General features: G+C 62.4%; 20 protein-coding genes and 2 tRNA genes. 11 read left to right on the top strand and 11 right to left on the bottom strand.

Translation table 11 applies throughout. The annotated features are described in order from the left end of the window. The first annotated feature begins 8 nt into the window (after positions 1-8). Positions 9-1067 carry an LLM class flavin-dependent oxidoreductase gene (locus tag ROSMUC_RS00630; RefSeq protein WP_037268420.1) on the top strand — a complete coding sequence of 353 codons (1059 nt, stop codon included), beginning with the start codon at positions 9-11 and terminating at the stop codon, positions 1065-1067. Between the two features lie 37 nt (positions 1068-1104). Here ROSMUC_RS00630 and ROSMUC_RS00625 read toward each other — a convergent pair. Both ROSMUC_RS00625 and ROSMUC_RS00620 read right to left on the bottom strand, forming a co-directional pair. After that, positions 1105-1181, bottom strand: a tRNA-Asp gene (locus ROSMUC_RS00625). Between the two features lie 127 nt (positions 1182-1308). Then, positions 1309-1385 (bottom strand) — tRNA-Asp (locus tag ROSMUC_RS00620). 201 nt (positions 1386-1586) lie between these two features. On the opposite strand from ROSMUC_RS00620, the gene ROSMUC_RS00615 reads away from it, so the two are divergent. Further along, positions 1587-3065 (top strand): ABC transporter substrate-binding protein, encoded by a 1479-nt coding sequence (locus ROSMUC_RS00615; RefSeq protein WP_037268418.1) that lies wholly within the window; start codon positions 1587-1589, stop codon positions 3063-3065. Between the two features lie 234 nt (positions 3066-3299). On the opposite strand, the gene ROSMUC_RS00610 is transcribed toward ROSMUC_RS00615, so the two are convergent. Further along, positions 3300-3941, bottom strand: a complete 642-nt coding sequence (locus ROSMUC_RS00610) for a helix-turn-helix transcriptional regulator (protein WP_037268415.1) — start codon at positions 3939-3941, stop codon at positions 3300-3302. Positions 3942-4168: 227 nt separating this feature from the next. Here ROSMUC_RS00610 and ROSMUC_RS00605 point away from each other — a divergent pair, with 227 nt between their 5' ends. The 5 genes from ROSMUC_RS00605 to ROSMUC_RS00585 all read left to right on the top strand — a co-directional run bounded on the left by ROSMUC_RS00605 (position 4169) and on the right by ROSMUC_RS00585 (position 9644). Beyond that, the gene (locus ROSMUC_RS00605; protein WP_037268413.1) at positions 4169-5377 is read left to right on the top strand and encodes an aminotransferase class V-fold PLP-dependent enzyme; all 1209 of its coding nucleotides are present in this window, start codon (positions 4169-4171) and stop codon (positions 5375-5377) included. 12 nt (positions 5378-5389) lie between these two features. Beyond that, on the top strand, positions 5390-6331 hold the full coding sequence (locus tag ROSMUC_RS00600) for an HpcH/HpaI aldolase/citrate lyase family protein (RefSeq protein WP_037268412.1): 942 nt from the start codon (positions 5390-5392) through the stop codon (positions 6329-6331). 42 nt (positions 6332-6373) lie between these two features. Then, positions 6374-7564: a malate--CoA ligase subunit beta gene (locus ROSMUC_RS00595; RefSeq protein WP_037268411.1), complete on the top strand. Its 1191-nt coding sequence runs from the start codon at positions 6374-6376 to the stop codon at positions 7562-7564. Beyond that, complete coding sequence (sucD, locus tag ROSMUC_RS00590) at positions 7564-8445, top strand: succinate--CoA ligase subunit alpha (RefSeq protein ID WP_206018408.1); 882 nt, start codon at positions 7564-7566, stop codon at positions 8443-8445. The genes ROSMUC_RS00595 and sucD overlap by 1 nt, the downstream gene beginning before the upstream one ends. A 149-nt stretch (positions 8446-8594) precedes the next feature. Further along, the gene (locus ROSMUC_RS00585; RefSeq protein ID WP_037268409.1) at positions 8595-9644 is read left to right on the top strand and encodes a zinc-dependent alcohol dehydrogenase family protein; all 1050 of its coding nucleotides are present in this window, start codon (positions 8595-8597) and stop codon (positions 9642-9644) included. A 292-nt stretch (positions 9645-9936) separates the two neighbouring features. On the opposite strand, the gene ndk is transcribed toward ROSMUC_RS00585, so the two are convergent. Beyond that, positions 9937-10359: a nucleoside-diphosphate kinase gene (gene ndk / locus ROSMUC_RS00580; protein WP_037269730.1), complete on the bottom strand. Its 423-nt coding sequence runs from the start codon at positions 10357-10359 to the stop codon at positions 9937-9939. A 135-nt stretch (positions 10360-10494) separates the two neighbouring features. On the opposite strand from ndk, the gene ROSMUC_RS00575 reads away from it, so the two are divergent. Further along, positions 10495-12342 (top strand): ABC-F family ATP-binding cassette domain-containing protein, encoded by a 1848-nt coding sequence (locus ROSMUC_RS00575; protein ID WP_037268407.1) that lies wholly within the window; start codon positions 10495-10497, stop codon positions 12340-12342. Positions 12343-12346: 4 nt separating this feature from the next. Here the strand turns inward: ROSMUC_RS00575 and ROSMUC_RS00570 are convergent, their stop codons facing one another. Then, complete coding sequence (locus ROSMUC_RS00570) at positions 12347-12715, bottom strand: hypothetical protein (RefSeq protein WP_037268405.1); 369 nt, start codon at positions 12713-12715, stop codon at positions 12347-12349. Between the two features lie 77 nt (positions 12716-12792). Here ROSMUC_RS00570 and ROSMUC_RS00565 point away from each other — a divergent pair, with 77 nt between their 5' ends. Genes ROSMUC_RS00565 through ROSMUC_RS00555 form a run of 3 tightly spaced genes read left to right on the top strand, consistent with a single transcriptional unit; the run spans position 12793 to position 14478 of the window. Next, entirely contained in the window at positions 12793-13212 is a 420-nt protein-coding gene (locus ROSMUC_RS00565) for a MarR family winged helix-turn-helix transcriptional regulator (protein ID WP_170062540.1), read from the top strand. A gap of 43 nt (positions 13213-13255) precedes the next feature. Beyond that, on the top strand, positions 13256-13882 hold the full coding sequence (locus ROSMUC_RS00560) for a MarC family protein (protein WP_037268403.1): 627 nt from the start codon (positions 13256-13258) through the stop codon (positions 13880-13882). 17 nt (positions 13883-13899) lie between these two features. Continuing rightward, positions 13900-14478: a TIGR02281 family clan AA aspartic protease gene (locus ROSMUC_RS00555; RefSeq protein WP_037268401.1), complete on the top strand. Its 579-nt coding sequence runs from the start codon at positions 13900-13902 to the stop codon at positions 14476-14478. Between the two features lie 39 nt (positions 14479-14517). Here the strand turns inward: ROSMUC_RS00555 and ROSMUC_RS00550 are convergent, their stop codons facing one another. The 6 genes from ROSMUC_RS00550 to ROSMUC_RS00525 all read right to left on the bottom strand — a co-directional run bounded on the left by ROSMUC_RS00550 (position 14518) and on the right by ROSMUC_RS00525 (position 21441). Next, positions 14518-15840 (bottom strand): pyruvate dehydrogenase complex dihydrolipoamide acetyltransferase, encoded by a 1323-nt coding sequence (locus ROSMUC_RS00550; RefSeq protein ID WP_037268399.1) that lies wholly within the window; start codon positions 15838-15840, stop codon positions 14518-14520. 13 nt (positions 15841-15853) lie between these two features. Beyond that, the gene (locus tag ROSMUC_RS00545) at positions 15854-17224 is read right to left on the bottom strand and encodes a pyruvate dehydrogenase complex E1 component subunit beta (RefSeq protein WP_037268397.1); all 1371 of its coding nucleotides are present in this window, start codon (positions 17222-17224) and stop codon (positions 15854-15856) included. A 15-nt stretch (positions 17225-17239) separates the two neighbouring features. Further along, positions 17240-18250 (bottom strand): pyruvate dehydrogenase (acetyl-transferring) E1 component subunit alpha, encoded by a 1011-nt coding sequence (gene pdhA, locus ROSMUC_RS00540; RefSeq protein WP_037268395.1) that lies wholly within the window; start codon positions 18248-18250, stop codon positions 17240-17242. A 130-nt stretch (positions 18251-18380) separates the two neighbouring features. Continuing rightward, entirely contained in the window at positions 18381-19232 is an 852-nt protein-coding gene (rsmA, locus tag ROSMUC_RS00535) for a 16S rRNA (adenine(1518)-N(6)/adenine(1519)-N(6))-dimethyltransferase RsmA (RefSeq protein WP_037268386.1), read from the bottom strand. After that, a complete protein-coding gene (gene pdxA / locus ROSMUC_RS00530; protein WP_037268384.1) occupies positions 19229-20200 on the bottom strand; it encodes a 4-hydroxythreonine-4-phosphate dehydrogenase PdxA in 972 nt (323 codons plus the stop codon). The genes rsmA and pdxA overlap by 4 nt, the downstream gene beginning before the upstream one ends. Then, entirely contained in the window at positions 20197-21441 is a 1245-nt protein-coding gene (locus ROSMUC_RS00525) for a peptidylprolyl isomerase (protein WP_037268381.1), read from the bottom strand. The genes pdxA and ROSMUC_RS00525 overlap by 4 nt, the downstream gene beginning before the upstream one ends. Positions 21442-21445: the final 4 nt, after the last annotated feature.

Raw genomic sequence — 21445 nt, 5'->3', positions numbered from 1 at the left:
AGACCGGCATGAAATTCCACCTCGCAATCAATCTCGAACGGCTCGATCCTTCTGCGGATATGAAGGCGCTGCGCGACCACACGCTCGAAATGGTGCAAATGGCCGAGGCGGGCGGCTTTGAAATCGCCTGGGCGGCAGAGCATCACGCACTTGAGATGACCATCGCCCCCAATCCCTTTCAGATCCTGACATGGTGGGGCGAGCATACCAGCCGCATCCGTCTGGGCGTGGGCGTGGTCAACGCCGCCTATTGGCACCCCATCCGCCTTGCCGGCGAGGCCGCGATGCTCGATCTGCTCAGCGACGGGCGGCTCGAATTCGGCATCGGCTCGGGCGCCTATCAGCGCGAGTTTGACCGCATGATGCCCGGCCTCGCTCAGCCCGATAGCTGGCGCTACATGCAGGAATCGCTGCCCGTAGTGCAAAACCTCTGGGCAGGCGATTACGCCCATGACGGCGAATACTGGCAATTTCCCACCGCCACCTCCTGCCCCAAGCCGGTGCAATCCGAGGTGCCGATCTGGGTCGCCGCCCGCGCGCCCATCACCTTCGACTACGCCGTGGAACATGGCTGCGACATCATGAGCTGGCCGCTCACCATGCCCTTTTCCGAGGCCGAGAATTACCGCGCCCGGCTCGACGCCGCGATTGCCAGGAATGGCGGGCGCTATGATGGACGCTGGGCGCTCATGCGGCACACGGCGGTCTATGAAACCGAGGACGACCGGCAGGCGTCCTTGGCCGCCCTGCGCCGCGTGCTGGGCCAATTCGGCAACCTGATGATGAAACGCGGCGAGGTGGTCAACGGCTTCCCCGATCCCGTCCCGCTGGCAGAGCTCGAGGGCAACGCCCGCACCGATCCCGCCATGCTCGAAGAAAACCTCGCCTTCGGCAGCCCCGACACCGTGGCCGAGAAGGTCCGGCAATACGAGGGCTTGGGTGTCGATGCCTTCATCTACTACGCGTCCATGGGCCTCGATATGGAGCGCCAGAAACGCTCGCTGCAACTCTTCATCGACAAGGTGATGCCGCAGTTCGCCGGACAAAGCATCGCCGCCGCAGAGTGATCCGCAAGGGCGGGTCTGTCAGGCATAAGGGGGAAAGTGGCGCGGTTGACGGGGCTCGAACCCGCGACCCCCGGCGTGACAGGCCGGTACTCTAACCAACTGAGCTACAACCGCGCGTGGGAGGCTGCATAAGCGCCCCCCGCGCGCCCGTCAATCCCAAAATCGTGAATTTCCAGACCGCTCCAGGAGTACCCCCAAACACAAAAGCCCCCGCAATTGCGGGGGCCTTTGATGTCTGCGGTGGCGCGGTTGACGGGGCTCGAACCCGCGACCCCCGGCGTGACAGGCCGGTACTCTAACCAACTGAGCTACAACCGCCCGCAGCAACACCGGGGGCCAGCCCCCGACGTGTGGCGCTTCTATGCCGGGGCCGCGCGCCCGTCAAGCACTGGCTGCTGGAAATTTCAACTTTCCTGCGCCGCAGGCCGCACGCCCAAATCGTGATGCCCAAACCGCCCGAAAGGTTTGATTTTCGCGCCCACCCTTGCCACACTCCGCCCAACCTCGGGAGAGAGACCAATGCGGCCCATCCTGCTCATGATCCTGTGCCTCATGCTCGCCGCCCCCGCTGGCGCTGCGCCCACCGGCACGTTTCGCCACGCGCATAACGTGGGCTTTGGCGCCCATTCCAGCCTCGATCCCGCCTCCAAGGGGCGCGTCCTCCAGATCATCGAGAAAATCCAGAGCCGCCTCGTGCGCCCCGGTCGCAGCGGCAAACCTGCCCCCGATCTTGCCACGTCCTGGACCCCCAATGCCGATGGCACGCTCTGGACCTTTCAGATCCGCGACGGCGTGCGCTTTCACGACGGCAGCACGCTGGATGCGGGCGATGTGGTCTATTCGATCAAGCGCGTCATCGACCCCGATTACGGCAGCCCGGCGCGCGCGGCGGTCAAGATGATCACCCGTATCACCGCCACCGGCCCGCTCCGCGTCGAGATGCAGCTCGACGCGCCTTTTGCCGACTTGCCGCTGCAATTGATGGACCCGCGCCTGCGCATCATCCCCGAGGGTTCAGGCGACACGATTGACCAGACCGGCATCGGCACCGGGCCATTCCGGGTCGAGAAATTCGATCCCGATGGAATCACGGTGCTCACCGCCAATGAGGACTATTGGGAAGGCCCCCCCGCCCTCGCGCGGATCGAGGTGATCGGCGTGCCCGATGCGCAGGCCCGGCTTCAGGCGTTTCTCAGCGGACAGCTCGACATGGAACGCGGCATCGCGCCCATGATGCGCCGCGCGCTCGACAAATCGCTGCGCTATCAACTGCTCGAGATTCCCACCGGCAACTGGATGGGGCTGGCCTTTCGCACCGATGTGCCGCCCTTTGACGACCCCCGCGTACGCGAGGCGCTGCACCTGACCGTGGACCGCGAAGAGATGCTGCAACTGGCGCTGGATGGTGGCGGGGTGATTTCCTGCGATACGCCCGTGGCCCCCAATGACCAATACCGCGCCGAAATGGAATGCCCCGCCAACCCCGAGCGTGCGCGCCAATTGCTCGCCGAGGCAGGCTATCCCGATGGGGTCGATGTCGATGTGCATGTCTCCGCCCTCGATCCCACTTGGCCGGTGATCGGTGTCGCGTTTCAGGAACAGGCGGCCCGCGCAGGCATCCGCGTCAACCTGATCAACGCCGCCGCCGATGGCTATTGGTCAAACGTCTGGATGAAAAAGGACGCCTTCAGCACCTCTTGGGGCGAGCGCCCCGCCGATCAGGCGCTGAACGAGGCGTTTCACTCCACCGCCAAATGGAACGAGACCTTTTACACCAATTCCAAATTCGACCAACTGCTCGAAACCGCCCGCGCCGAGCTTGATTTCAAACGCCGCCGCGCGCTCTATATCGAGGCGCAGGAATATCTGGCGATGAATTCTGGCACGATCATCCCCTTTCACGTCACGCAACTGGTGGTGCTCTCCAACCGCGTGACCCATTTCGATCCCGTACCCAACGACGCACTGCGCTGGCACCTGGTGACAGTGGTGGATTGAGGGGGATTTTCGCGGTCATCCGCAGCACTCAACCCGCGCGGAATCAAGGCGCGTAGCGCCGCCGCGCAGCGCCCGTCCGCCCCCTCGGGCGGGCGCTTTTGCGACGCAGCGGGTTCTTGATGGCGCGGAAGTATTCGGCAGTCATAAAGTGCCATCCACTCCTGTTTCAGCGCCCTCCCGGCGGACGGGCACCGCGCGGCACGCCATCGGCGTGAACATCAGCGATAGGTCCCCTCAATACGTCCCCGCCACATATTTCGCGATGGCCCCGCCGCGCGAATTCACATCCAGCTTCTGGTAAATCGCCTTGAGGTAATATTTCACCGTATTCTCCGACAGGCCCAGCCGCGCCGAAATCTGGAAATTCGTGAGCCCATCCACCAGCAGCCCCAATATCTCGTGTTCGCGCCGCGTCAGGCTATCTCCCTGCTCGCCCATCAACCGCTTGAGGATCTCAACCGGCAGGATGCTGTGCCCCTCGACCAGATGACCCAAAACGCGCGGCAGGCTGCTCAGAACCTGCCCCATCATGCAGACCGAATGCGCCCCGGCTTTGACGGCCGTGCGGATGAATGCAAACTCCGCCTCCTCGGCCACCACCACCACCATCACGCGCGGATGATCACGTCGCAGCATCTCCAGCACCCGGCCCAGATCGGCATCCGCCAACCGGACACCCAGCACGAGAATCACCCGCCCCGGCCGCTCGCCCAAGGCTTTGCGCAGGCTTGCAAGGTCCGTGGCAAAAGGGCCAAGCCGCACCGCCGGAATCTGCGCCACCAATGATCCCAGACCCTGACAGACAATCGCCTGCCGGTCGGCCACGATCACCTCGGGCACGTCCAATCCTGCGTCCTCAACGGTCGCGTCAATCATATCTCGCACAGTCTCCTCCTCCTGCCCCCTTATACAAGACCAAGGAAAGCTCTGAAATCAAACGATTTTTCAGAATGCAACGGCATACCGCCGCGCCCCCACCGGGTAGCCCCCGCCTACCCGCCAGGGCTATGCGTCCCCCGCATGGCCGCGCTTTTCCATGCGCGCGGGCATTACGCCACGTCCACGACCCACGCATAAAGGGCCAAGCCTGAAGGAGGACAGACATGAACGGCCATTCCCATCTTTTTATTCCCGGACCCACCAATGTGCCTGACGAGGTGCGCCGCGCGATGAATATCCCGATGGAGGATATGCGCGCGCCGGATTTCGGCGATTTCATCCTGCCCCTTCTGTCGGATCTGAAAAAGGCGTTCCGCCTGACCCATGGCCGCGTCTTCGTCTATCCGACCTCGGGCACCGGCGCCTGGGAGGCGGCCATTTCCAACACGCTGAACACCGGCGACCGCGTGCTCATGTCGCGTTTCGGCCAGTTTTCAATGCTTTGGGTCGATATGGCCGAGCGTTTGGGCCTCGATGTCGATCTGTGCGAGGTGGACTGGGGCAAGGGTGTGCCGGTCGAGGATTATGCCGCCAAACTCGCCGCCGACAAAGAGCACAAGATCAAGGCCGTCTTTGCCACCCATAACGAGACCGCCACCGGCGTCACCTCCAACATCGCCGCCATTCGCGCGGCCATGGATGCGGTGAACCACCCCGCTCTCCTCTTCGTCGATGGCGTCAGCTCCATCGGCTCGATCGAATTCGAGATGGAGGATTGGGGCGTCGACCTCGCCGTCGCAGGCTCGCAAAAGGGCTTTATGCTTCCCGCCGGTCTGGGCCTTCTGGGCGTCAGCGACAAGGCACTAGAGGCCCATAAGCGCGCCAAAATGCCGCGCTGCTACTTCAGCTTCGAAGATATGATCAAGCTGAACGACACCGGCTATTTCCCCTATACCCCCGCCACGCAGCTCCTGCGCGGGCTGCGCTGCTCGCTCGACATGCTGCTCGCGGCAGGGATGGAGAGCGTTTGGGAACGGCATCACCGTTTGGCCACCGGCGTGCGCGCCGCCATTGCCGAATGGCAGGGCTGCAGCCTCGTGGCCCATGGCGCGGAATGGCACTCCGATACCGTGTCGGCCATCTATGCGCCCGAGGGCGTCGATGCCCGCGACGTGATCGCCACCGCCTATCACAAATACCAGACCTCGCTTGGCTCGGGCCTCGCCAAACTGGCCGGACGCGCTTTCCGCATCGGTCACTTGGGCTCGCTCAACCCGGTGATGCTCTGCGGGGCGATTTCGGCGGCTGAAATGGCACTCCGCGACGCTGGCGCGGTGATCGAACCGGGCTGCGGCATCGCCGCCGCACAGGAACATTTCCGCGCCTCCACCCCCACCATGCAGGCGCGGCTGGCACCCGCCCGCGCCGCCTGATCGGGGATTTCAATGAGCTACACACTTCACCCGCTGAAAAAGCAACGCCTGCAACGCTCGGAACTCGCCGTTCCCGGCTCCAGCCCCGCGATGATCGACAAAGCGGCCGACTCGGACGTCGATTACATCTTCTTTGACCTAGAAGATGCCGTCGCCCCGCCGGACAAGGTGCAGGCCCGCGCCAATATCATCCAGGCGCTCAATGACATAGACTGGAAGGCCAAGGGCAAGACCATCTCGATCCGCATCAACGGGCTCGACACCCATTACATGTATCGCGACGTGGTCGAGATCGTGGAGCAGGCAGGCCAGCACCTTGATACGATCCTCGTCCCCAAGGTGGGAGTGCCCGCCGATCTCTACACCGTCGAGACCATGGTCAGCCAGATCGAGACGGCGATGGGCTTTACCCATCAGATCGGGCTTGAGGCGCTGATCGAAACCGCCCTAGGCATGGCCAATGTCGAGGCGATTGCTGCGGCCCCCGGACGGCTCGAGGCGCTGCATTTCGGCGTGGCCGATTACGCCGCCTCGAACCGCGCCCGCACCGTGGTGATTGGCGGTCTCAACCCCGATTACCCCGGCGACCAATGGCACTTTGCCCTCAGCCGCATGACCGTCGCCTGCCGCGCCTACGGATTGCGCGCCATCGACGGGCCGTTCGGCGATTTCTCCGACCCGGACGGCTATACGCTCTCGGCCAAACGCGCCGCCACCTTGGGGATCGAGGGAAAATGGGCGATCCACCCCAGCCAGATCGCGCTCGCCAACGAGGTGTTTTCGCCCCCTGAGGCCGAAGTCACCCGCGCCCGCCGCATCATCGAAGAACTGCGCAAGGCCGAAGCCCAGGGCAAAGGGGCCGCCAGCCTTGATGGCAAGATGATCGACGCGGCCTCCGAACGCATGGCCAACAACGTCATCAGCGTCGCCGACGCCATCGCCGCCAAAGGCTGAGGGCCAGCCCGATAAGGCCAACCAGAAAAGGGAGGACTACAAATGGACATCCACGAATTCCAGGCCAAGGAACTCTTGAAACGCTTTGGCGTGCAGGTGCCGCGCGGCGGCATCGCCTATAGCCCCGAACAGGCTGTCTACCGCGCCTCGGAACTGTCGGGCGACCGCTGGGTGGTCAAGGCCCAGATCCACTCCGGCGCGCGCGGCAAGGCGGGCGGGGTAAAGATCTGCAAGAACGAGACCGAAATTTCCGAGGCTGCGCAATGGATGCTCGGGCGTATGCTCGTGACCCATCAAACCGGCCCCCAAGGCAAATTGGTCAGCCGCCTCTATGTCGAAGAGGCCACCAGCATCGCGCAGGAAATCTATCTGGCCTTCGTGATGGACCGCAAGGAAGAGCGCGTCGTCGTCGTGGCCTCCGGTCAGGGCGGCATGGAAATCGAAGAGATTTCCGCGCAAGAGCCCGAATCGATCATTCGCTCGGTGGTCGATCCGGCGGTGGGGATGCAGGCGTTTCAGGCGCGCGAAATCGCCTTTTCCCTCGGCCTTGATGCCGCCCTCATCCCGCAGGCGGTCAAGACCATCATCGGCTGTTATCGAATGATGGAGGAAACCGACGCCAATATGGTGGAAATCAACCCGCTCGTTGTCACCACCTCGGGCGAGATCATGGCGCTGGATGCCAAGGTCAGCTTTGACGACAACGCCCTCTTCCGTCGCCCCGAAATCTCGGAACTGCGCGACAAGAGCCAGGAAGACCCGCGTGAAACCTTCGCAGGCGACCGTGGCCTCAACTATATCGGCCTTGATGGGCAAATCGGCTGCATCGTCAACGGCGCAGGCCTCGCCATGGCCACGCTCGACATGATCAAGATGGCGGGGGGCGAACCGGCCAACTTTCTCGACGTGGGCGGCGGGGCCAGCCCGGAACGGGTGCTGATGTCCTTCAACGCCGTGCTCAACGACCGCAATGTCGAGGCGATTCTCGTCAATATCTTCGCAGGCATCAACCGCTGCGACTGGATCGCCGAGGGCGTCATCCGCGCGGTGCGGGAATTGAACCTCACCCTGCCCCTCGTCGTGCGCCTCTCGGGCACGAATGTCGAAGAGGGGCGCAAGCTGATCGCGGAAAGCGGCCTGCCGATCCTGACCGCCGACACCTTGGCCGAGGCCGCCGATCTGGTGGTCCGCGCCTGGTCCGACACCAAAACCACCGTCAAGGGAGCTGCATGATGGCCATTATCATCGACAAGAACAGTCGCGTGCTCGTGACCGGCCTCACCGGTCGCATCGGCAGCTTTCATACGCAGGACATGATCAACCACGGCACCAACGTGGTGGGCGGCGTGACCCCCGGCAAGGGCGGGACCAAGCATAACGGCCTGCCCGTCTTCAACACCGTCAAAGGGGCGGTGGCCGAAACCGGCGCCGATCTCGTGATCTGTTTCGTCCCGCCCCCCTTTGCCGCCGACAGCATCATGGAAGCGGCAGATGCGGGCATCACCACCTGCGTCTGCATCGCCGACGGCATCCCCGCCAGCGACATGATCAAGGTCAAGCGCTACATGCGCCGCTACAAGGCGGAAAAGCGCATGCGCCTCATCGGCCCCAACTGCGCGGGCATCATCACCCCCGGCCAGGCCTTTGCCGGTCTCATGCCGCCGCATATCTACAAACCGGGGCGCGTGGGCATCATCGGGCGGTCGGGTACGCTTGGCTACGAGGCCGCCAGCCAGATGAAAGAGCGCGGCATCGGTGTGTCCACCTCCGTGGGAATCGGCGGCGATCCGATCAACGGCTCGTCCTTCCGCGACATTCTCGAACTCTTCGAGAATGACCCCGACACCGACGCCGTGGTCATGGTCGGCGAAATCGGCGGCCCGCAAGAGGCCGAAGCCGCCGCCTATATCCGCGACCACATGACCAAACCGGTGGCCGCCTATATCGCCGGTCTCTCGGCGCCCAAAGGGCGACGCATGGGCCATGCCGGGGCCATCGTATCCGCCTTCGGCGAATCAGCGCAGGAAAAGGTCGAGATCCTCTCCGAGGCGGGTGTGACCATCGTCCCGACACCCTCCTCCTTCGGCGAGGTGGTCGAGCGGATGGTCGCCTGATCCGCCGACCTTGGGGTCGCTTCTCCCTGTGGCGGCCCCGACCCTTCCCGGACCTTACAAAATCAGGTGTAGAACCTTACAAACCTTACAGGCTTGCATAGCCTCAGACCCGCCCCTAGGCTGCGCAAAATTTCAGCCATAGGTGCCTGATGCGCGCTGCCCTCCTGACCCGCTACAATACCCCCACCGAAATCACCGAAGTGCCCGATCCCGAGTGTCCTCGCGACGGCGCGGTGATTGCCGTGCGCGCCTGCGGCGTCTGCCGCTCAGACCATCACGCGTGGAAAGGGGCCGATCCCGATGTCATCCTGCCGCATGTCATGGGGCATGAATTCGCGGGCGAAGTCCTTGAAATCGGGCCGGAATGTCGGGCCTTCGCGGTGGGTGACAGAGTCACGGCCCCCTTCATTCTGGGCTGCGGCACCTGCCCCGATTGCCGGGGCGGCGAGCCCACGATCTGCAATCATCAACAGGTCATCGGCTTTACCGGATGGGGGGCTTTCGCTGAACGCCTCGCCATCCCGCGCGCCGATTTCAACCTTGTGCGCCTGCCCGATACGATGGGCTATGCCGCCGCCGCTGGCATGGGCTGTCGCGTCACAACGGCCTTTCGCGCCGTGATAGATCGGGCAAAAACTCAACCAGGTGAATGGCTTATCGTCCACGGTTGCGGTGGCGTGGGCCTCTCGGCCATCATGATCGGCGCGGCAATCGGCGCGCGTGTTCTGGCCGTGGACGTCAACCCTGAGGCCTTGCGCATCGCAAAAACCCTCGGCGCAACCCTTACTCTTGATGCCAGCCAAGCCCCGGATGTGGGGGCCGCCGTGCGCGACCTGACCCAAGGCGGCGCGCATGTGTCTCTGGACGCGCTCGGCATCACCGATACCTTCCACAACTCCTTGAAAAGCCTTCGAAAAATGGGACGGCATGTGCAGATTGGAATGCCTCTCGGGCGCCACGCGACGCCCGAATTGCCTCTGCTGGAGCTGGTTTATTCCCGGCAAATCACCCTCCACGGCACCCGTGGCATGGGCGCGGACCGCTTTGCCGCGCTCTTTGCCATGATCTCTGCCGGGCACCTCGACCCCGACCGCCTGATCACCAAACGCATCGGATTGTCTGGGTTGAACGATGCACTTAGCGCCATGGACGGCTTTCAAGGTTACGGCGTCACCGTGGTGGATCAGCTAAGCGCCTGATTCGCCATAGTTCTGCCATAATTGCACCCTAGCTGCGCCGCGAAACTTACCGATACTGTAAGGATAACCAAAGGTCAGGGTGCTCAACCCCTGCCAGCATCAACGGAGCAGTCCAATGCCACAGGCCACACCCCCAAAGTCAGGGGCCAAATCCGCACCCCCTCAACCTGCGCCCCGACCGCAGACCAAGCCAATCGCAGCGACAGTCTACCAGGATTTCGCCAGCATCTGAGAAATGAAAAAGGCCGCATCCCAATGGGATACGGCCTTTTCCTAATCTATCACTTCAAGATCAGCCGACCAGTTCGAGGCCCGAGAAGAAATAGGCGATCTCGACTGCTGCGGTTTCGGCCGCATCCGAACCGTGGACCGAGTTTTCACCAACCGACTCGGCGAATTCCGCGCGGATCGTGCCGGGGGCCGCATCCTTGGGGTTGGTCGCACCCATGACTTCGCGGTTCTTGGCCACGGCACCTTCGCCTTCCAGAACCTGCACCACAACCGGACCAGAAGCCATGAACTCGCACAATTCGCCGTAGAACGGGCGCTCTTTGTGCACTTCATAGAAAACGCCTGCCTGCGCGGGCGTCAATTGAATGCGCTTCTGCGCGACGATGCGCAGACCTGCATCCTCGAACTTGGCATTGATCTTGCCGGTCAGGTTGCGCTTGGTCGCGTCGGGTTTGATAATGCTCAGCGTGCGTTCAACAGCCATTTCAGCCTCTTTTCCGTAGGTTTCACCGGCCCGGCCCCTTGCCCGACCGCGTTTGATCGCGGGTCCGATAGCATGCGCACCGCCCCTTGAAAAGCCGCGATTGACGGCGGCGCACACATACGGCATGCGGGGGCCATGTTGCACATAGATGATATCACCTATTCGGTCGCGGGCCGCACCCTGATCGAAAACGCCTCTGCCTCTATCCCCGATGGCCACAAGGTCGGCATCGTGGGCCGCAATGGCACGGGCAAGACCACCCTCTTTCGCCTCATCCGGGGCGAACTGGCGCTAGAAGGCGGCAGCATAAGCCTGCCCTCGCGCGCGCGCATCGGCGGCGTGGCGCAGGAGGTGCCGGGGAATGAGGTGTCTCTCCTCAATACCGTTCTGAGCTATGACACGGAACGCGCTGAACTCATGGAAGAATCCGAGCGCTCGACCGATGGCGCAAGGATCGCCGAGATCCAGACGAGGCTGGCCGATATCGACGCCTGGTCCGCCGAGGCGCGCGCCGCCAGCATCCTCAAGGGGCTGGGATTCAACGACGAGGAACAGCTCATGCCCTGCTCCGCCTTTTCCGGCGGCTGGCGGATGCGTGTGGCGCTCGCGGGCGTTCTCTTTTCACAGCCCGACCTCTTGCTCCTTGACGAACCGACCAACTATCTCGACCTCGAAGGGGCGCTGTGGCTGGAAACCTACCTCGCGCGCTATCCGCATACCGTGCTGATCGTCAGCCATGATCGCGGGCTTCTCAACCGCGCTGTGGGATCGATCCTGCATCTTGAGGATAAAAAACTCACGCTTTATCAAGGGGGTTACGAAACTTTCGCGGAAACCCGTGCCGCCCGTCTCGCCGCCGCCGCATCAGAGGCGAAAAAGCAAGACGCCCGCCGCGCGCATCTTCAGAGCTTTGTCGACCGTTTCCGCGCCAAGGCGAGCAAGGCTGTGCAGGCGCAATCGCGCCTCAAGATGATCGCCAAGCTCAAACCGATCACGACCCCACAAGAAGCCGCACTCAAACGCTTTACCTTTCCGACGCCCGAAGAACTCTCGCCGCCCATTCTGCGGATCGAGAGCGGATCGGTCGGCTATGACGGCGTGCCGGTGTTGCGGCGGCTGAACCTGCGGATTGATCAGGACGACCGGATCGCGCTCCTTGGCCGAAATGGCGAAGGAAAATCCACGCTTTCCAAGCTCTTGGCAGGTAAACTTGAACCGCTCGAGGGGCAAATTCACAAGGCGTCCAAATTGCGTGTCGGGTATTTCGCGCAACATCAGGTCGAGGAATTGCACCTTGATGAAACCCCGATCGACCACATCCGCCGCCTGCGCCCAGAAGAGGCCCCAGCCAAACTGAGGGCACGCTTGGGCGGTTTTGGCATCGGCGCGGAGCAGGCGGAAACGCTGGTGGGCAAGCTTTCGGGCGGTCAAAAGGCGCGGCTCTCGCTGATGCTGGCCACGCTCGATGCACCGCACATGCTGATTCTCGACGAACCAACCAACCACCTCGACATCGAGAGCCGCGAAGCGCTGGTTGAGGCGTTGACCGCCTATTCCGGCGCGATCATTCTGGTCAGCCATGACATGCATTTGCTAGGGCTGGTGGCGGATCGACTGTGGCTGGTGCGCGATGGCGCGGTGGCCCCCTATGAGGGCGATCTGGAGAGCTATCGCGCCATGCTGCTCAGCGGTTCTGACACCGAAAAGCCTGCTGAAAAGCCCAAGGAAATCAAGGCCAAGAAGCCTTCGCGCGATGCCATACTCAAACTGCGACAGGATGTGAAACGCTGCGAGGACCGCATCGCAAAACTTCAGGACATGGAGTGTAAGGTCGCCGCAAAACTGGCCGATCCTGCAATCTATGACGACATCCATGGTCTGACCCAATGGCAAAAGAAATACGCCGAGATCGAGGATGGCCTATCCCTTGCCGAAACCCTTTGGATGGAGGCGTTGGAGCGGCTGGAAGCAGCGGAACGCTAGCCGGTTATCTCGGTAACGCCTGCCACTGCATCCACCCCATGGCCCCAACGGCCAAGGCCACGATCAAGGCCACCCCCTGCCCGGCTGGCGTAGTGATCCAGAGCCCTGTCAAGATGAGGGCGAGGGTCATCACAACCCATCCCAGATCCCCGAGACAAAAGAACAGCACTTCGGCGCGCTTGGGCGCACGGGCTTCGCGTACGCTGAGCCATAAAAGGACTCCGTTCCCGATCAACCCCACCCCAAGACTGACGATCAACCAGACAGGGGCCGTTCCGAGAAACGCTGCCACGGTCCACGGTGCAGCAAGGAAAATCAGGCCAAAACTCAGGCAAGAGGCCGCATTCAGACGCAAGACGGTTGCAAGAGGCATGAGAACGCTCCACTGTTGTCAACGTAATTGACGATATAGAGCAGCACCCCACCATGTCAACCAAATTGACAACATACATGCCCGATAGTCTGACCCTCGACCTTTATCATGCGGCCCGTGGGTTCGAGGAACGCTTGACCCGACATCTCGCCAAGGCATTGAAAACAGAGCATGACATCGCCCTCAGCCCTGCCCAACTCGGATTTCTGGCTGCGCTCATCTGTGGTGAGAACACCGCATCCGATGTGGCGCGGCGTATGGGCATCAGTAGACAGGCCACGCAAAAGCAAGCCGCCTCACTGGTCGGTCTGGGGTATCTCGTTGTCAGCCCAGATCCGATACGGCGCAATCAAAGCCGCATCACCTTTACCGATAGCGGCGTACAGTTGATGGCACTCTGCCGGGCTAAACTTGCGGAGTGGGACGCGGATCTCACGGCTGAGGCCGAAACCCTGCGCCGGGCAGCCGCGATCATGACACGCGCGCTGCCAGAATGACTTTGCCCTTGGCATTTCACCCCGGAAATGGTGCAAGGACCTTATGGATACCACGTTTCTCATAACGGCCTTTGTCACGCTCTTCGTGATCATCGACCCAATAGGGATGACCCCGCTCTTCGTGGCGCTGACCCAAGGGATGAGCACGGCGCGGCGACGGGCGATTGCCATTCGCGCCTGTGTCACCTCGGCACTGCTCTTGATCCTCTTTGCGGCTTTGGGCGAGGCGGTCCTGGGTTTTATCGGCATTTCCATGCCGGCCTTTCGCATCGCGGGTGGATTGCTGCTGTTTCTCACGGCCCTCGACATGCTTTTTGAGCGGCGGGGAGAGCGGCGCAAGGGACAGGCCGATGCGGCAGAGGAGGAAGACGGCGACGATCCCTCGATTTTTCCTATTGCCATCCCATTGATCGCCGGGCCGGGGTCGATTGCGACGGTGATCCTCTTGGCTGGACAAAAACCGGGGGCCGAGGGGCTGATCTGGGTCATCGGCGTGATGCTGTCGGTTATCACCTTGGTTTTCTTTATGTTTCTCACCTCCGGCCTCTTGGAACGCGCGCTTGGCAAGGTGGGCATCAACGTGGTGACACGGCTCTTGGGGATGCTGCTGGCGGCCTTGGCGGTGCAATTCGTCCTCGACGGCTTGCGCGGCTTTGGTCTGGCAGGCTGAGCGCCTATATACAGGCCATGCAAGATTTTGATTTCTCCAGACTGACTTACCTCGTGATCCTTGGATCCGTGCTCGTTGTGTGGTTCGTGGCGCAAAACCGTGCCTCACTGGGAAAGTTGGCGCAACAGGCGTTGATCTGGGGACTGATTTTTGTCGGGGCCCTGGCGGCGGTCGGTCTGTGGGAGGATATTCGCCAGACGGTGCGCCCGATGCAGAGCGTGGTGTCGGGCGACCGGATCGAATTGCCGCGCGCGCCGGACGGGCATTACTACCTGACCGCAGAAGTGTCCGGCGTGCCGGTGCGCTTTGTCGTCGATACCGGGGCCAGCCAGATCGTGCTGAGTCAGGAGGATGCCGAACGGATCGGGATAGACACCAAGAGCCTCGCGTATCTGGGCCGCGCCTATACTGCCAATGGTGAAGTGCGCACAGCGCCCGTGCGGCTTGAGAACCTCGTCGTTGGTTCGGTGCGCCACGAAAATTTGCGCGCCGTGGTCAATGAGGGCGACATGGGCCAATCATTGCTCGGGATGGACTATCTACAACGCTTTGCCAGCATCGAGATCACCGGAGGGCGTCTGATCCTGAACCGCTGAACAAGGGTACGCCCCGACCTTGGGCCGGGGCGTCGTTCCTTAGGCCAGCATGACCATCGGATTTTCGAGGTTCTCGACAATCTGCGTCAAAAGCTCGGCACCGAGCGCACCGTCGATCACCCGGTGATCGACCGAGAGCGTCACCGACATGACCGTAGCCACGGTCAATTCGCCATCCTTGCCTACCACCGGCTTTTTCAGACCGGCACCCACGGCTAGGATCGCCCCGTGCGGCGGGTTGATCACGGCATCGAAATTCTCGATCCCGAACATGCCAAGGTTGGAAATGGCAAAGGTACCGCCCTGATACTCCTGCGGTGCCAGCTTGCGGTCGCGGGCGCGTTTGGCGAGGTCTTTCATTTCTGCCGAGAGGGCGGAGAGCGATTTCATCTCTGCATCCTTCAGCACTGGGGTGAAAAGCCCGCCTTCAATGGCCACGGCGACGGCCACGTCCGAAGGTTTGAGGCGCAGTACCTTGTCACCGGCCCAGACGGCATTGGCATCCGGTACCGCCTGAAGGGCGAGCGCGCAGGCCTTGATGATAAAATCGTTCACCGAGAGCTTGACGCCACGCGGCTCCAACTGCTTGTTCAACTCGGCGCGGAATTTCATCAGCGCATCCAGACGGATTTCGCGGCGCAGGTAGAAATGCGGCACGGTCTGCTTGGCCTCGGTCAGGCGCGCGGCAATGGTCTTGCGCATCCCATCGAGCTTGACCTCTTCATAGGCGCGTCCCTGATACATCGCCACCACGGCATCCGACGACGGGCCAGCGGGGGCTGCGGCGGCCGGCGCTGCGGACTTGGGTGCGGCGGCCTCTGTGGCAGCTGCGGCAGGGGCCGTGCCAGCCTTGGCTCCTTCGACATCCGCCTTGACGATCCGGCCGTGCGGTCCGGACCCCGTGATCCCGGCCAGATCAATGCCCTTGTCCGCCGCGATGCGACGGGCGAGCGGCGAAGCAAAGATCCGGGCTCCATCACCAGATTTCGGCGCGGCGGGCGCGGGCTTGGCGGCACTTGCAGCCTGCGGTGCGGCTTCAGCTTCAGCTTCTGCTTCGGCTTGCTTGGCCGCCGGGGCCTCGGCCTTGGCCGGGGCACTGGAAATATCCGCAGCACTTTCGCCCTCGTCCAGCATAACCGCAATCGGCGTGTTGACCTTGACCCCTTCGGTGCCCTCGGCCACCAGGATCTTGCCAACGACGCCCTCGTCCACCGCCTCGAATTCCATCGTGGCCTTGTCGGTCTCGATCTCGGCCAAGAGGTCGCCGGCGGAAACAGTATCGCCTTCCTTGACCAGCCATTTCGCCAGCGTGCCCTCTTCCATCGTGGGCGAGAGGGCGGGCATCAGAATTTCGGTTGCCATTGTCGTCTCTCCCTCAGCGATAGGTCACTTGGCGCACGGCGTCGATCACCTCTTGGGTGGACGTCAGGGCCAGCTTTTCCAGATTGGCGGCATAGGGCATCGGCACATCCTTGCCCGTGCAATTGATGACCGGCGCATCGAGATAGTCGAACGCCTTTTGCATAAGAACCGACGAGATATGGTTGCCAATCGAGGCCACCGGCCAGCCCTCTTCCACCGTCACGCAGCGGTTGGTCTTCATCACGCTCGCAATCACCGTATCCGTATCCATCGGGCGCAGGGTGCGCAGGTCGATCACCTCGGCGCTGATCCCATCCTCGGCCAGCTTGTCGGCGGCCTCAAGCGCGTAGGTCATGCCGATGCCAAAGCTGACGATTGTCACATCCGTGCCCTCGCGCCAGATCTTGGCCTTGCCGAAAGGAATGGTGAAATCGTCCATCTTGGGCACTTCGAAAGAGCGGCCGTAGAGGATTTCGTTTTCAAGGAATACCACCGGGTTGGGATCACGAATGGCGGTTTTCAACAGACCCTTCGCATCCGCCGCGGAATAGGGCTGAACCACGCGCAGGCCGGGCACCTGGGCGTACCATGCTGCGTAATCTTGGCTGTGCTGCGCGCCCACGCGCGCGGCAGCGCCGTTCGGGCCGCGGAACACGATGGGGCTGCCCATCTGGCCGCCCGACATATAGAGGGTCTTGGCGGCGGAGTTGATGATCTGGTCAATCGCCTGCATGGCAAAGTTCCAGGTCATGAATTCGACGATAGGCCGCAAGCCCCCCCAAGAGGCCCCCACCCCAATCCCGGCAAAGCCATGCTCGGTGATTGGCGTGTCGATCACCCGCTTGGCACCGAATTCCTCGAGCAGGTTCTGGGTGATCTTGTAGGCGCCTTGGTATTCGGCCACCTCCTCGCCCATGACAAAGACCGTATCGTCGCGGCGCATTTCCTCGGCCATGGCGGAATTGAGCGCTTCGCGCACCGTCATGCTCTGCATCTCTGTGCCTTCGGGCCAGTCCGGGCTGGTGTTGGCCTTCGGTGCTTCGGGGGCTTTGGCGGTTGCAGGAGCGGGCGTGGGCGCGGCGGCGGGGGCTGCCTCTGCCGTCTTGGTGGCAGGCGCGCTTGCCACGTCATCGGCACTCTCGCCGTCCTCTAGCATTACCGCGATGGGGGTATTGACCTTGACCCCCTCGGTGCCGTCGGCGATCAGGATCTTGCCCATAACGCCTTCATCGACCGCCTCGAATTCCATCGTGGCCTTGTCTGTTTCGATTTCGGCGAGGATGTCACCGGCCTTGACGGTGTCGCCTTCCTTGACCAGCCATTTGGCCAGCGTGCCCTCTTCCATCGTCGGCGAGAGGGCGGGCATCAGGATTTCGGTTGCCATTGTCGTCTCTCCTCCTCAGGCGTTCTGCGGTGCCGCATCGGCAATAATATCGGTCCAAAGCTCCTCGAGCGCGGGCTCAGGGCTTTCCTTGGCGAACTCGGCACTGGCGTTCACCACATCCTTGATCTCTTTGTCGATCGCCTTGAGGTCCTCTTCGGTAGCGTGACCGCCCGACACCAGCAACTCGCGCACGTGTTCGATGGCATCCTTTTCCTCGCGCATCTTCTGCACCTCTTCGCGGGTGCGGTATTTGGCGGGGTCGGACATGGAATGGCCGCGATAGCGATATGTCTTGATCTCGAGAATGTAGGGGCCAGCACCCGAGCGGCAGTGCGCGACGGCCTTGTCGCCCGCCTCTTTCACGGCCAGCACGTCCATGCCATCGACCGCCTCGCCTGGAATGCCAAAGGCCTGCCCGCGCGTGTAGATATCCGGGCTGGAGGTCGAGCGTTTCTGCGACGTGCCCATGGCGTATTGGTTGTTCTCGATCACGAAGATCACCGGCAACTGCCAGAGGGCGGCCATGTTGAACGTCTCATAGACTTGCCCCTGATTGGCCGCGCCGTCGCCGAAATAGGTGAAGGTCACGCGATCATTGCCAAGGTATTTGTCCGCAAATGCCAGACCTGCGCCCAAGGGCACGTTGGCCCCCACGATGCCATGTCCGCCGTAAAACCGCTTTTCGGTCGAGAACATGTGCATCGAGCCGCCCTTGCCCCGGCTATAGCCGCCCTCGCGCCCGGTAAGTTCAGCCATGACGCCATTGGGGTCCATACCGCAGGCCAGCATGTGCCCGTGGTCGCGGTAGGTGGTGATGCGGCGGTCGCCTTCTTCGGCAGCCGCCTCGAGACCGACAACGACGGCCTCTTGACCGATGTAGAGGTGGCAGAAGCCGCCGATCAGGCCCATGCCATAGAGTTGACCAGCCTTTTCCTCGAATCGCCGGATCAGCAGCATATCGCGATAGTATTGCTTGAGATCTTCGGCTGAAACGTTTGGTTTCTTTGTGCTTTTCCGGGCAACCATGAGGCGGCGACTCCTTGTTGGCAAATATAGTTTAGCATTAAACTATTTCATACACCAATCGCGCCTCGGTTGCGAGAGGGAATTTTACGTGGGGGAAATTGGCGCGTATGCGATCAAGAGCCTCGGGTTCTCAAGCCTCTGCCCCACCCGGCATGACCCGTGCGAGCGCGCAAAACTGCTCGAGACTTACGGTTTCGGCGCGGTCCGTGGGCTGTATGCCCGCCGCCAACAGCCGATCCTCTATATCCGGTGCCGCCCCTTTGAGCGCCGCGCGCAGCATCTTGCGGCGTTGGTTGAAGGCGCGGGCGACGACGCGCTCCAATATCTTGGGGTCAGCGGGGAAACGCGGCTCGGATAATGCTGTCAGATGCACCACCGCACTCGAGACCTTGGGCGGGGGGGTAAAGGCGCCCGGCGGCAGGTGCATCACGATCCGCGGCACCGCACGCCATTGCGACAAGAGGGCCAGACGGCCATAGGCCTTGCCCCCCGGTTGCGCCACGATCCGTTCGGCCACTTCGCGCTGAAACATGAGGGTGAGCGACTGCCAGAAGGGGGGCCAATCGGGCGGCGTAAGCCAGCGAACCAGCAATTCAGTGCCGACATTGTAGGGCAGGTTCGACACCACGCGAATTGGCGGCGTCAGATGTGCCAGAGGGTCCAGATCAAGCGCATCGGCATTGTGCACCATGAGGCGGCCCGGTGCCGCCTCGGCAATCTCTTGCAGCGCAGGCAGACAGCGCGCGTCTTTCTCAATGGCGAGCACATGACGCGCGCCCTCCATTAAGAGCCCGCGGGTCAATCCACCGGGACCGGGGCCGATTTCAAGCACGTCGCATGCGGTCAGATCCCCGGCCTGCCGGGCGATTTTTGAGGTAAGGTTCAGATCGAGCAGGAAATTTTGACCCAAGGATTTACGGGCAGAAAGACCATGTGCCGCAATGACCTTGGCCAGCGGCGGAAGGTTGTCGAGCGCACTCATCTGCGGCGTGCCTCACCCATGATCTGCGCCAGTTTCAGCGCCTCGATCAAAGAAGTGGGATTGGCCCGCCCCTGCCCTGCGATATCCAAGGCCGTGCCATGATCCGGCGAGGTGCGGATAAAGGGCAGGCCGAGCGTGACATTGACGCCCCGGTCGAAATCCAGCGTCTTGATCGGGATAAGCGCCTGATCGTGATACATGCAGATCGCGGTGTCATAATTGGCGCGGGCAGCAGCATGAAACATCGTATCCGCCGACATCGGACCTCGCAGGTCCAGACCCTCGGTGCGCAGACGGGCCAAAACAGGCGCAATCACCTCGATCTCTTCACGCCCCATCTTGCCCCCCTCCCCGGCATGGGGGTTAAGGCCCGCAATGGCCAAACGCGGCGCGCTGAGGCCAAAATCGCGGATCAAGGCGGCATGGGTGATGCGAATGGTCTCTTCCAGCAGATCGGGCGTCAGCGCCTGCGGCACATTGAGAAGCGGTATGTGGATTGTAGTTGGCACCACGCGCAATTGATCCGAGGCCAGCATCATCACCACGCGGTCCACCCCTGCCAGATGCGCGAGATATTCGGTGTGCCCCGGAAAGCCGAAGCCCGCCCCATCCTGAAGCGCCTGCTTATGGATCGGGGCTGTGCAGAGCGCCAGTGCCGCGCCGGATTGCACAAGATCGACACCGCGCGCGATCACGTCTATTACACCGCGCGCATGGGTTGGGTTCGGTGTGCCAAGCGTCAGAGGCCCCTCAAACCCATGCTCCAACACCGGCAAGGAATGGGCGCAAACCTCCGAGACTTCGGCGGGATCGGTAATACGCGCAATGGGCGTGCCAGAGGGCAAATGAGCAGGGTCACCAATCAAGAAAAATGGCAGGGCGCCGCGCAGACTATCCCAGGCGGCGGCCACGATTTCGGGTCCGATGCCCGCGGGCTCTCCGCAGCTGAGCGCGATTGGCGTGCTCACTTCTCGACGATCCGCGCCTCGGCGCGCAATTGTTCGAGATAACCATTGGCAAAGGATTCGATCCGCTGGTTGCGGATGAAGTTCGAGAGATCCTCGACCGACGGTGCCTCGCCATCCACCTTGGGCGAGCGACCACAGAGCATCAGGAACACCAGCGTTTGACCATTGGCGCGAGTCACGCTGGTCGAGCTTTCACCGGGATCAAGCGAGGCGAGCGCCATGGCGATATCCTGCGGAATTTCCTCGGGGGCCTTGGACCCACGCTCGAGCACCTCGGGCGGCTGACCATAGGCCACACCGTAGAGATCATCGCAAGTATCGACCGCGGCCCCAACCTGCGCCGCGCGCTGCAAAGCCGCTTCGCTGCGCCCACCGGGTATGTAATAGGCCGCGTATTCAATGGCGGAATACTCGGGCGTCGGCACCGTCGTCTCCTCGATGTCGCGCATGTAAAAGAGCGCCAAGGCTCCATCGAGCGGCAGCGGATCGGACACCTCGCCAGGGGCCAGCCCCAACACGATGGGTCGTAGCCCGGCGGGCAATTCCGACAGCGCAACCCAGTTCATCCGCCCACCCCGTCCAGCAGAAGGCGCGGCGGAATAGCGGCGTGCGGCCTCAGCGAATGCGCCTTCGCTGGCGGATTCGGCAATGGAGGCAGCCAAGGCTTGCTTGGTCTCTGCGTCCTCAAGACTTGTGACGGGCAGGATGATTTCCGACAAGAGCACACGCACCGCAGCACCACCTGTCAGAGCGCGCGTCGCGCGTTCCAGATCATCCTCGCTCACAGAGACACGGGCGGCAAAGCGCGCGCGCGTCAACTCGCGCCATGTGATCCCTGCGCGCACGAATTCGCGGAACGACTCTTGCGATACCCCCGACTGCCCCAGTGCGGCAATAAGCTGATCCGCGGTCATATTGGCGCGTCCGGCGAATTCTTCCATCCCGGCGCGCACCATATCGTCTTCGAGCACAAGACCCGAGGTGCGGGCCGCATCAAGCTTGATGCGTTCCTCTATCAATTGCTCCCGCGCCAGCCGCTGCGGATCACCGGGCGCGCGGAAGAGGGTCAAGAGGCGCGCACGCTGCTGCAACTCATAGCCGGTGATTGCCTGATCGTTGACATGGATTTGCGGCGAGAACAGATTTTGCGCCTGCACCATACCCCCGCTCAGGGACCACCCCGTTACGCCGACAACGGCAAGGGTCAGAGCGGCAGTCAGGCGGCGGAGGATGGGTGTCATTCTG

The organism is Roseovarius mucosus DSM 17069, from assembly GCF_000768555.3.
GTDB lineage: Bacteria > Pseudomonadota > Alphaproteobacteria > Rhodobacterales > Rhodobacteraceae > Roseovarius > Roseovarius mucosus.
Note: the sequence above shows the minus strand (reverse complement) of the source record. Positions and strands in the feature narration are given on the sequence as shown.

What these genes read in the sequence shown, in the direction of transcription:
- sucD (WP_206018408.1), top strand. Translation starts at nt 7,564, where the DNA reads ATGGCCATTATCATCGACAAGAACAGTCGCGTGCTCGTGACCGGCCTC.
- ROSMUC_RS00630 (WP_037268420.1), top strand. Translation starts at nt 9, where the DNA reads ATGAAATTCCACCTCGCAATCAATCTCGAACGGCTCGATCCTTCTGCG.
- ROSMUC_RS00595 (WP_037268411.1), top strand. Translation starts at nt 6,374, where the DNA reads ATGGACATCCACGAATTCCAGGCCAAGGAACTCTTGAAACGCTTTGGC.
- ROSMUC_RS00550 (WP_037268399.1), bottom strand. Translation starts at nt 15,840, where the DNA reads ATGGCAACCGAAATTCTGATGCCCGCCCTCTCGCCCACGATGGAAGAG.
- ROSMUC_RS00610 (WP_037268415.1), bottom strand. Translation starts at nt 3,941, where the DNA reads ATGATTGACGCGACCGTTGAGGACGCAGGATTGGACGTGCCCGAGGTG.
- pdhA (WP_037268395.1), bottom strand. Translation starts at nt 18,250, where the DNA reads ATGGTTGCCCGGAAAAGCACAAAGAAACCAAACGTTTCAGCCGAAGAT.
- ROSMUC_RS00565 (WP_170062540.1), top strand. Translation starts at nt 12,793, where the DNA reads ATGCCCGATAGTCTGACCCTCGACCTTTATCATGCGGCCCGTGGGTTC.
- ndk (WP_037269730.1), bottom strand. Translation starts at nt 10,359, where the DNA reads ATGGCTGTTGAACGCACGCTGAGCATTATCAAACCCGACGCGACCAAG.
- ROSMUC_RS00615 (WP_037268418.1), top strand. Translation starts at nt 1,587, where the DNA reads ATGCGGCCCATCCTGCTCATGATCCTGTGCCTCATGCTCGCCGCCCCC.
- ROSMUC_RS00585 (WP_037268409.1), top strand. Translation starts at nt 8,595, where the DNA reads ATGCGCGCTGCCCTCCTGACCCGCTACAATACCCCCACCGAAATCACC.
- ROSMUC_RS00600 (WP_037268412.1), top strand. Translation starts at nt 5,390, where the DNA reads ATGAGCTACACACTTCACCCGCTGAAAAAGCAACGCCTGCAACGCTCG.
- rsmA (WP_037268386.1), bottom strand. Translation starts at nt 19,232, where the DNA reads ATGAGTGCGCTCGACAACCTTCCGCCGCTGGCCAAGGTCATTGCGGCA.
- ROSMUC_RS00555 (WP_037268401.1), top strand. Translation starts at nt 13,900, where the DNA reads ATGCAAGATTTTGATTTCTCCAGACTGACTTACCTCGTGATCCTTGGA.
- ROSMUC_RS00575 (WP_037268407.1), top strand. Translation starts at nt 10,495, where the DNA reads ATGTTGCACATAGATGATATCACCTATTCGGTCGCGGGCCGCACCCTG.
- ROSMUC_RS00525 (WP_037268381.1), bottom strand. Translation starts at nt 21,441, where the DNA reads ATGACACCCATCCTCCGCCGCCTGACTGCCGCTCTGACCCTTGCCGTT.
- ROSMUC_RS00560 (WP_037268403.1), top strand. Translation starts at nt 13,256, where the DNA reads ATGGATACCACGTTTCTCATAACGGCCTTTGTCACGCTCTTCGTGATC.
- ROSMUC_RS00570 (WP_037268405.1), bottom strand. Translation starts at nt 12,715, where the DNA reads ATGCCTCTTGCAACCGTCTTGCGTCTGAATGCGGCCTCTTGCCTGAGT.
- ROSMUC_RS00545 (WP_037268397.1), bottom strand. Translation starts at nt 17,224, where the DNA reads ATGGCAACCGAAATCCTGATGCCCGCCCTCTCGCCGACGATGGAAGAG.
- ROSMUC_RS00605 (WP_037268413.1), top strand. Translation starts at nt 4,169, where the DNA reads ATGAACGGCCATTCCCATCTTTTTATTCCCGGACCCACCAATGTGCCT.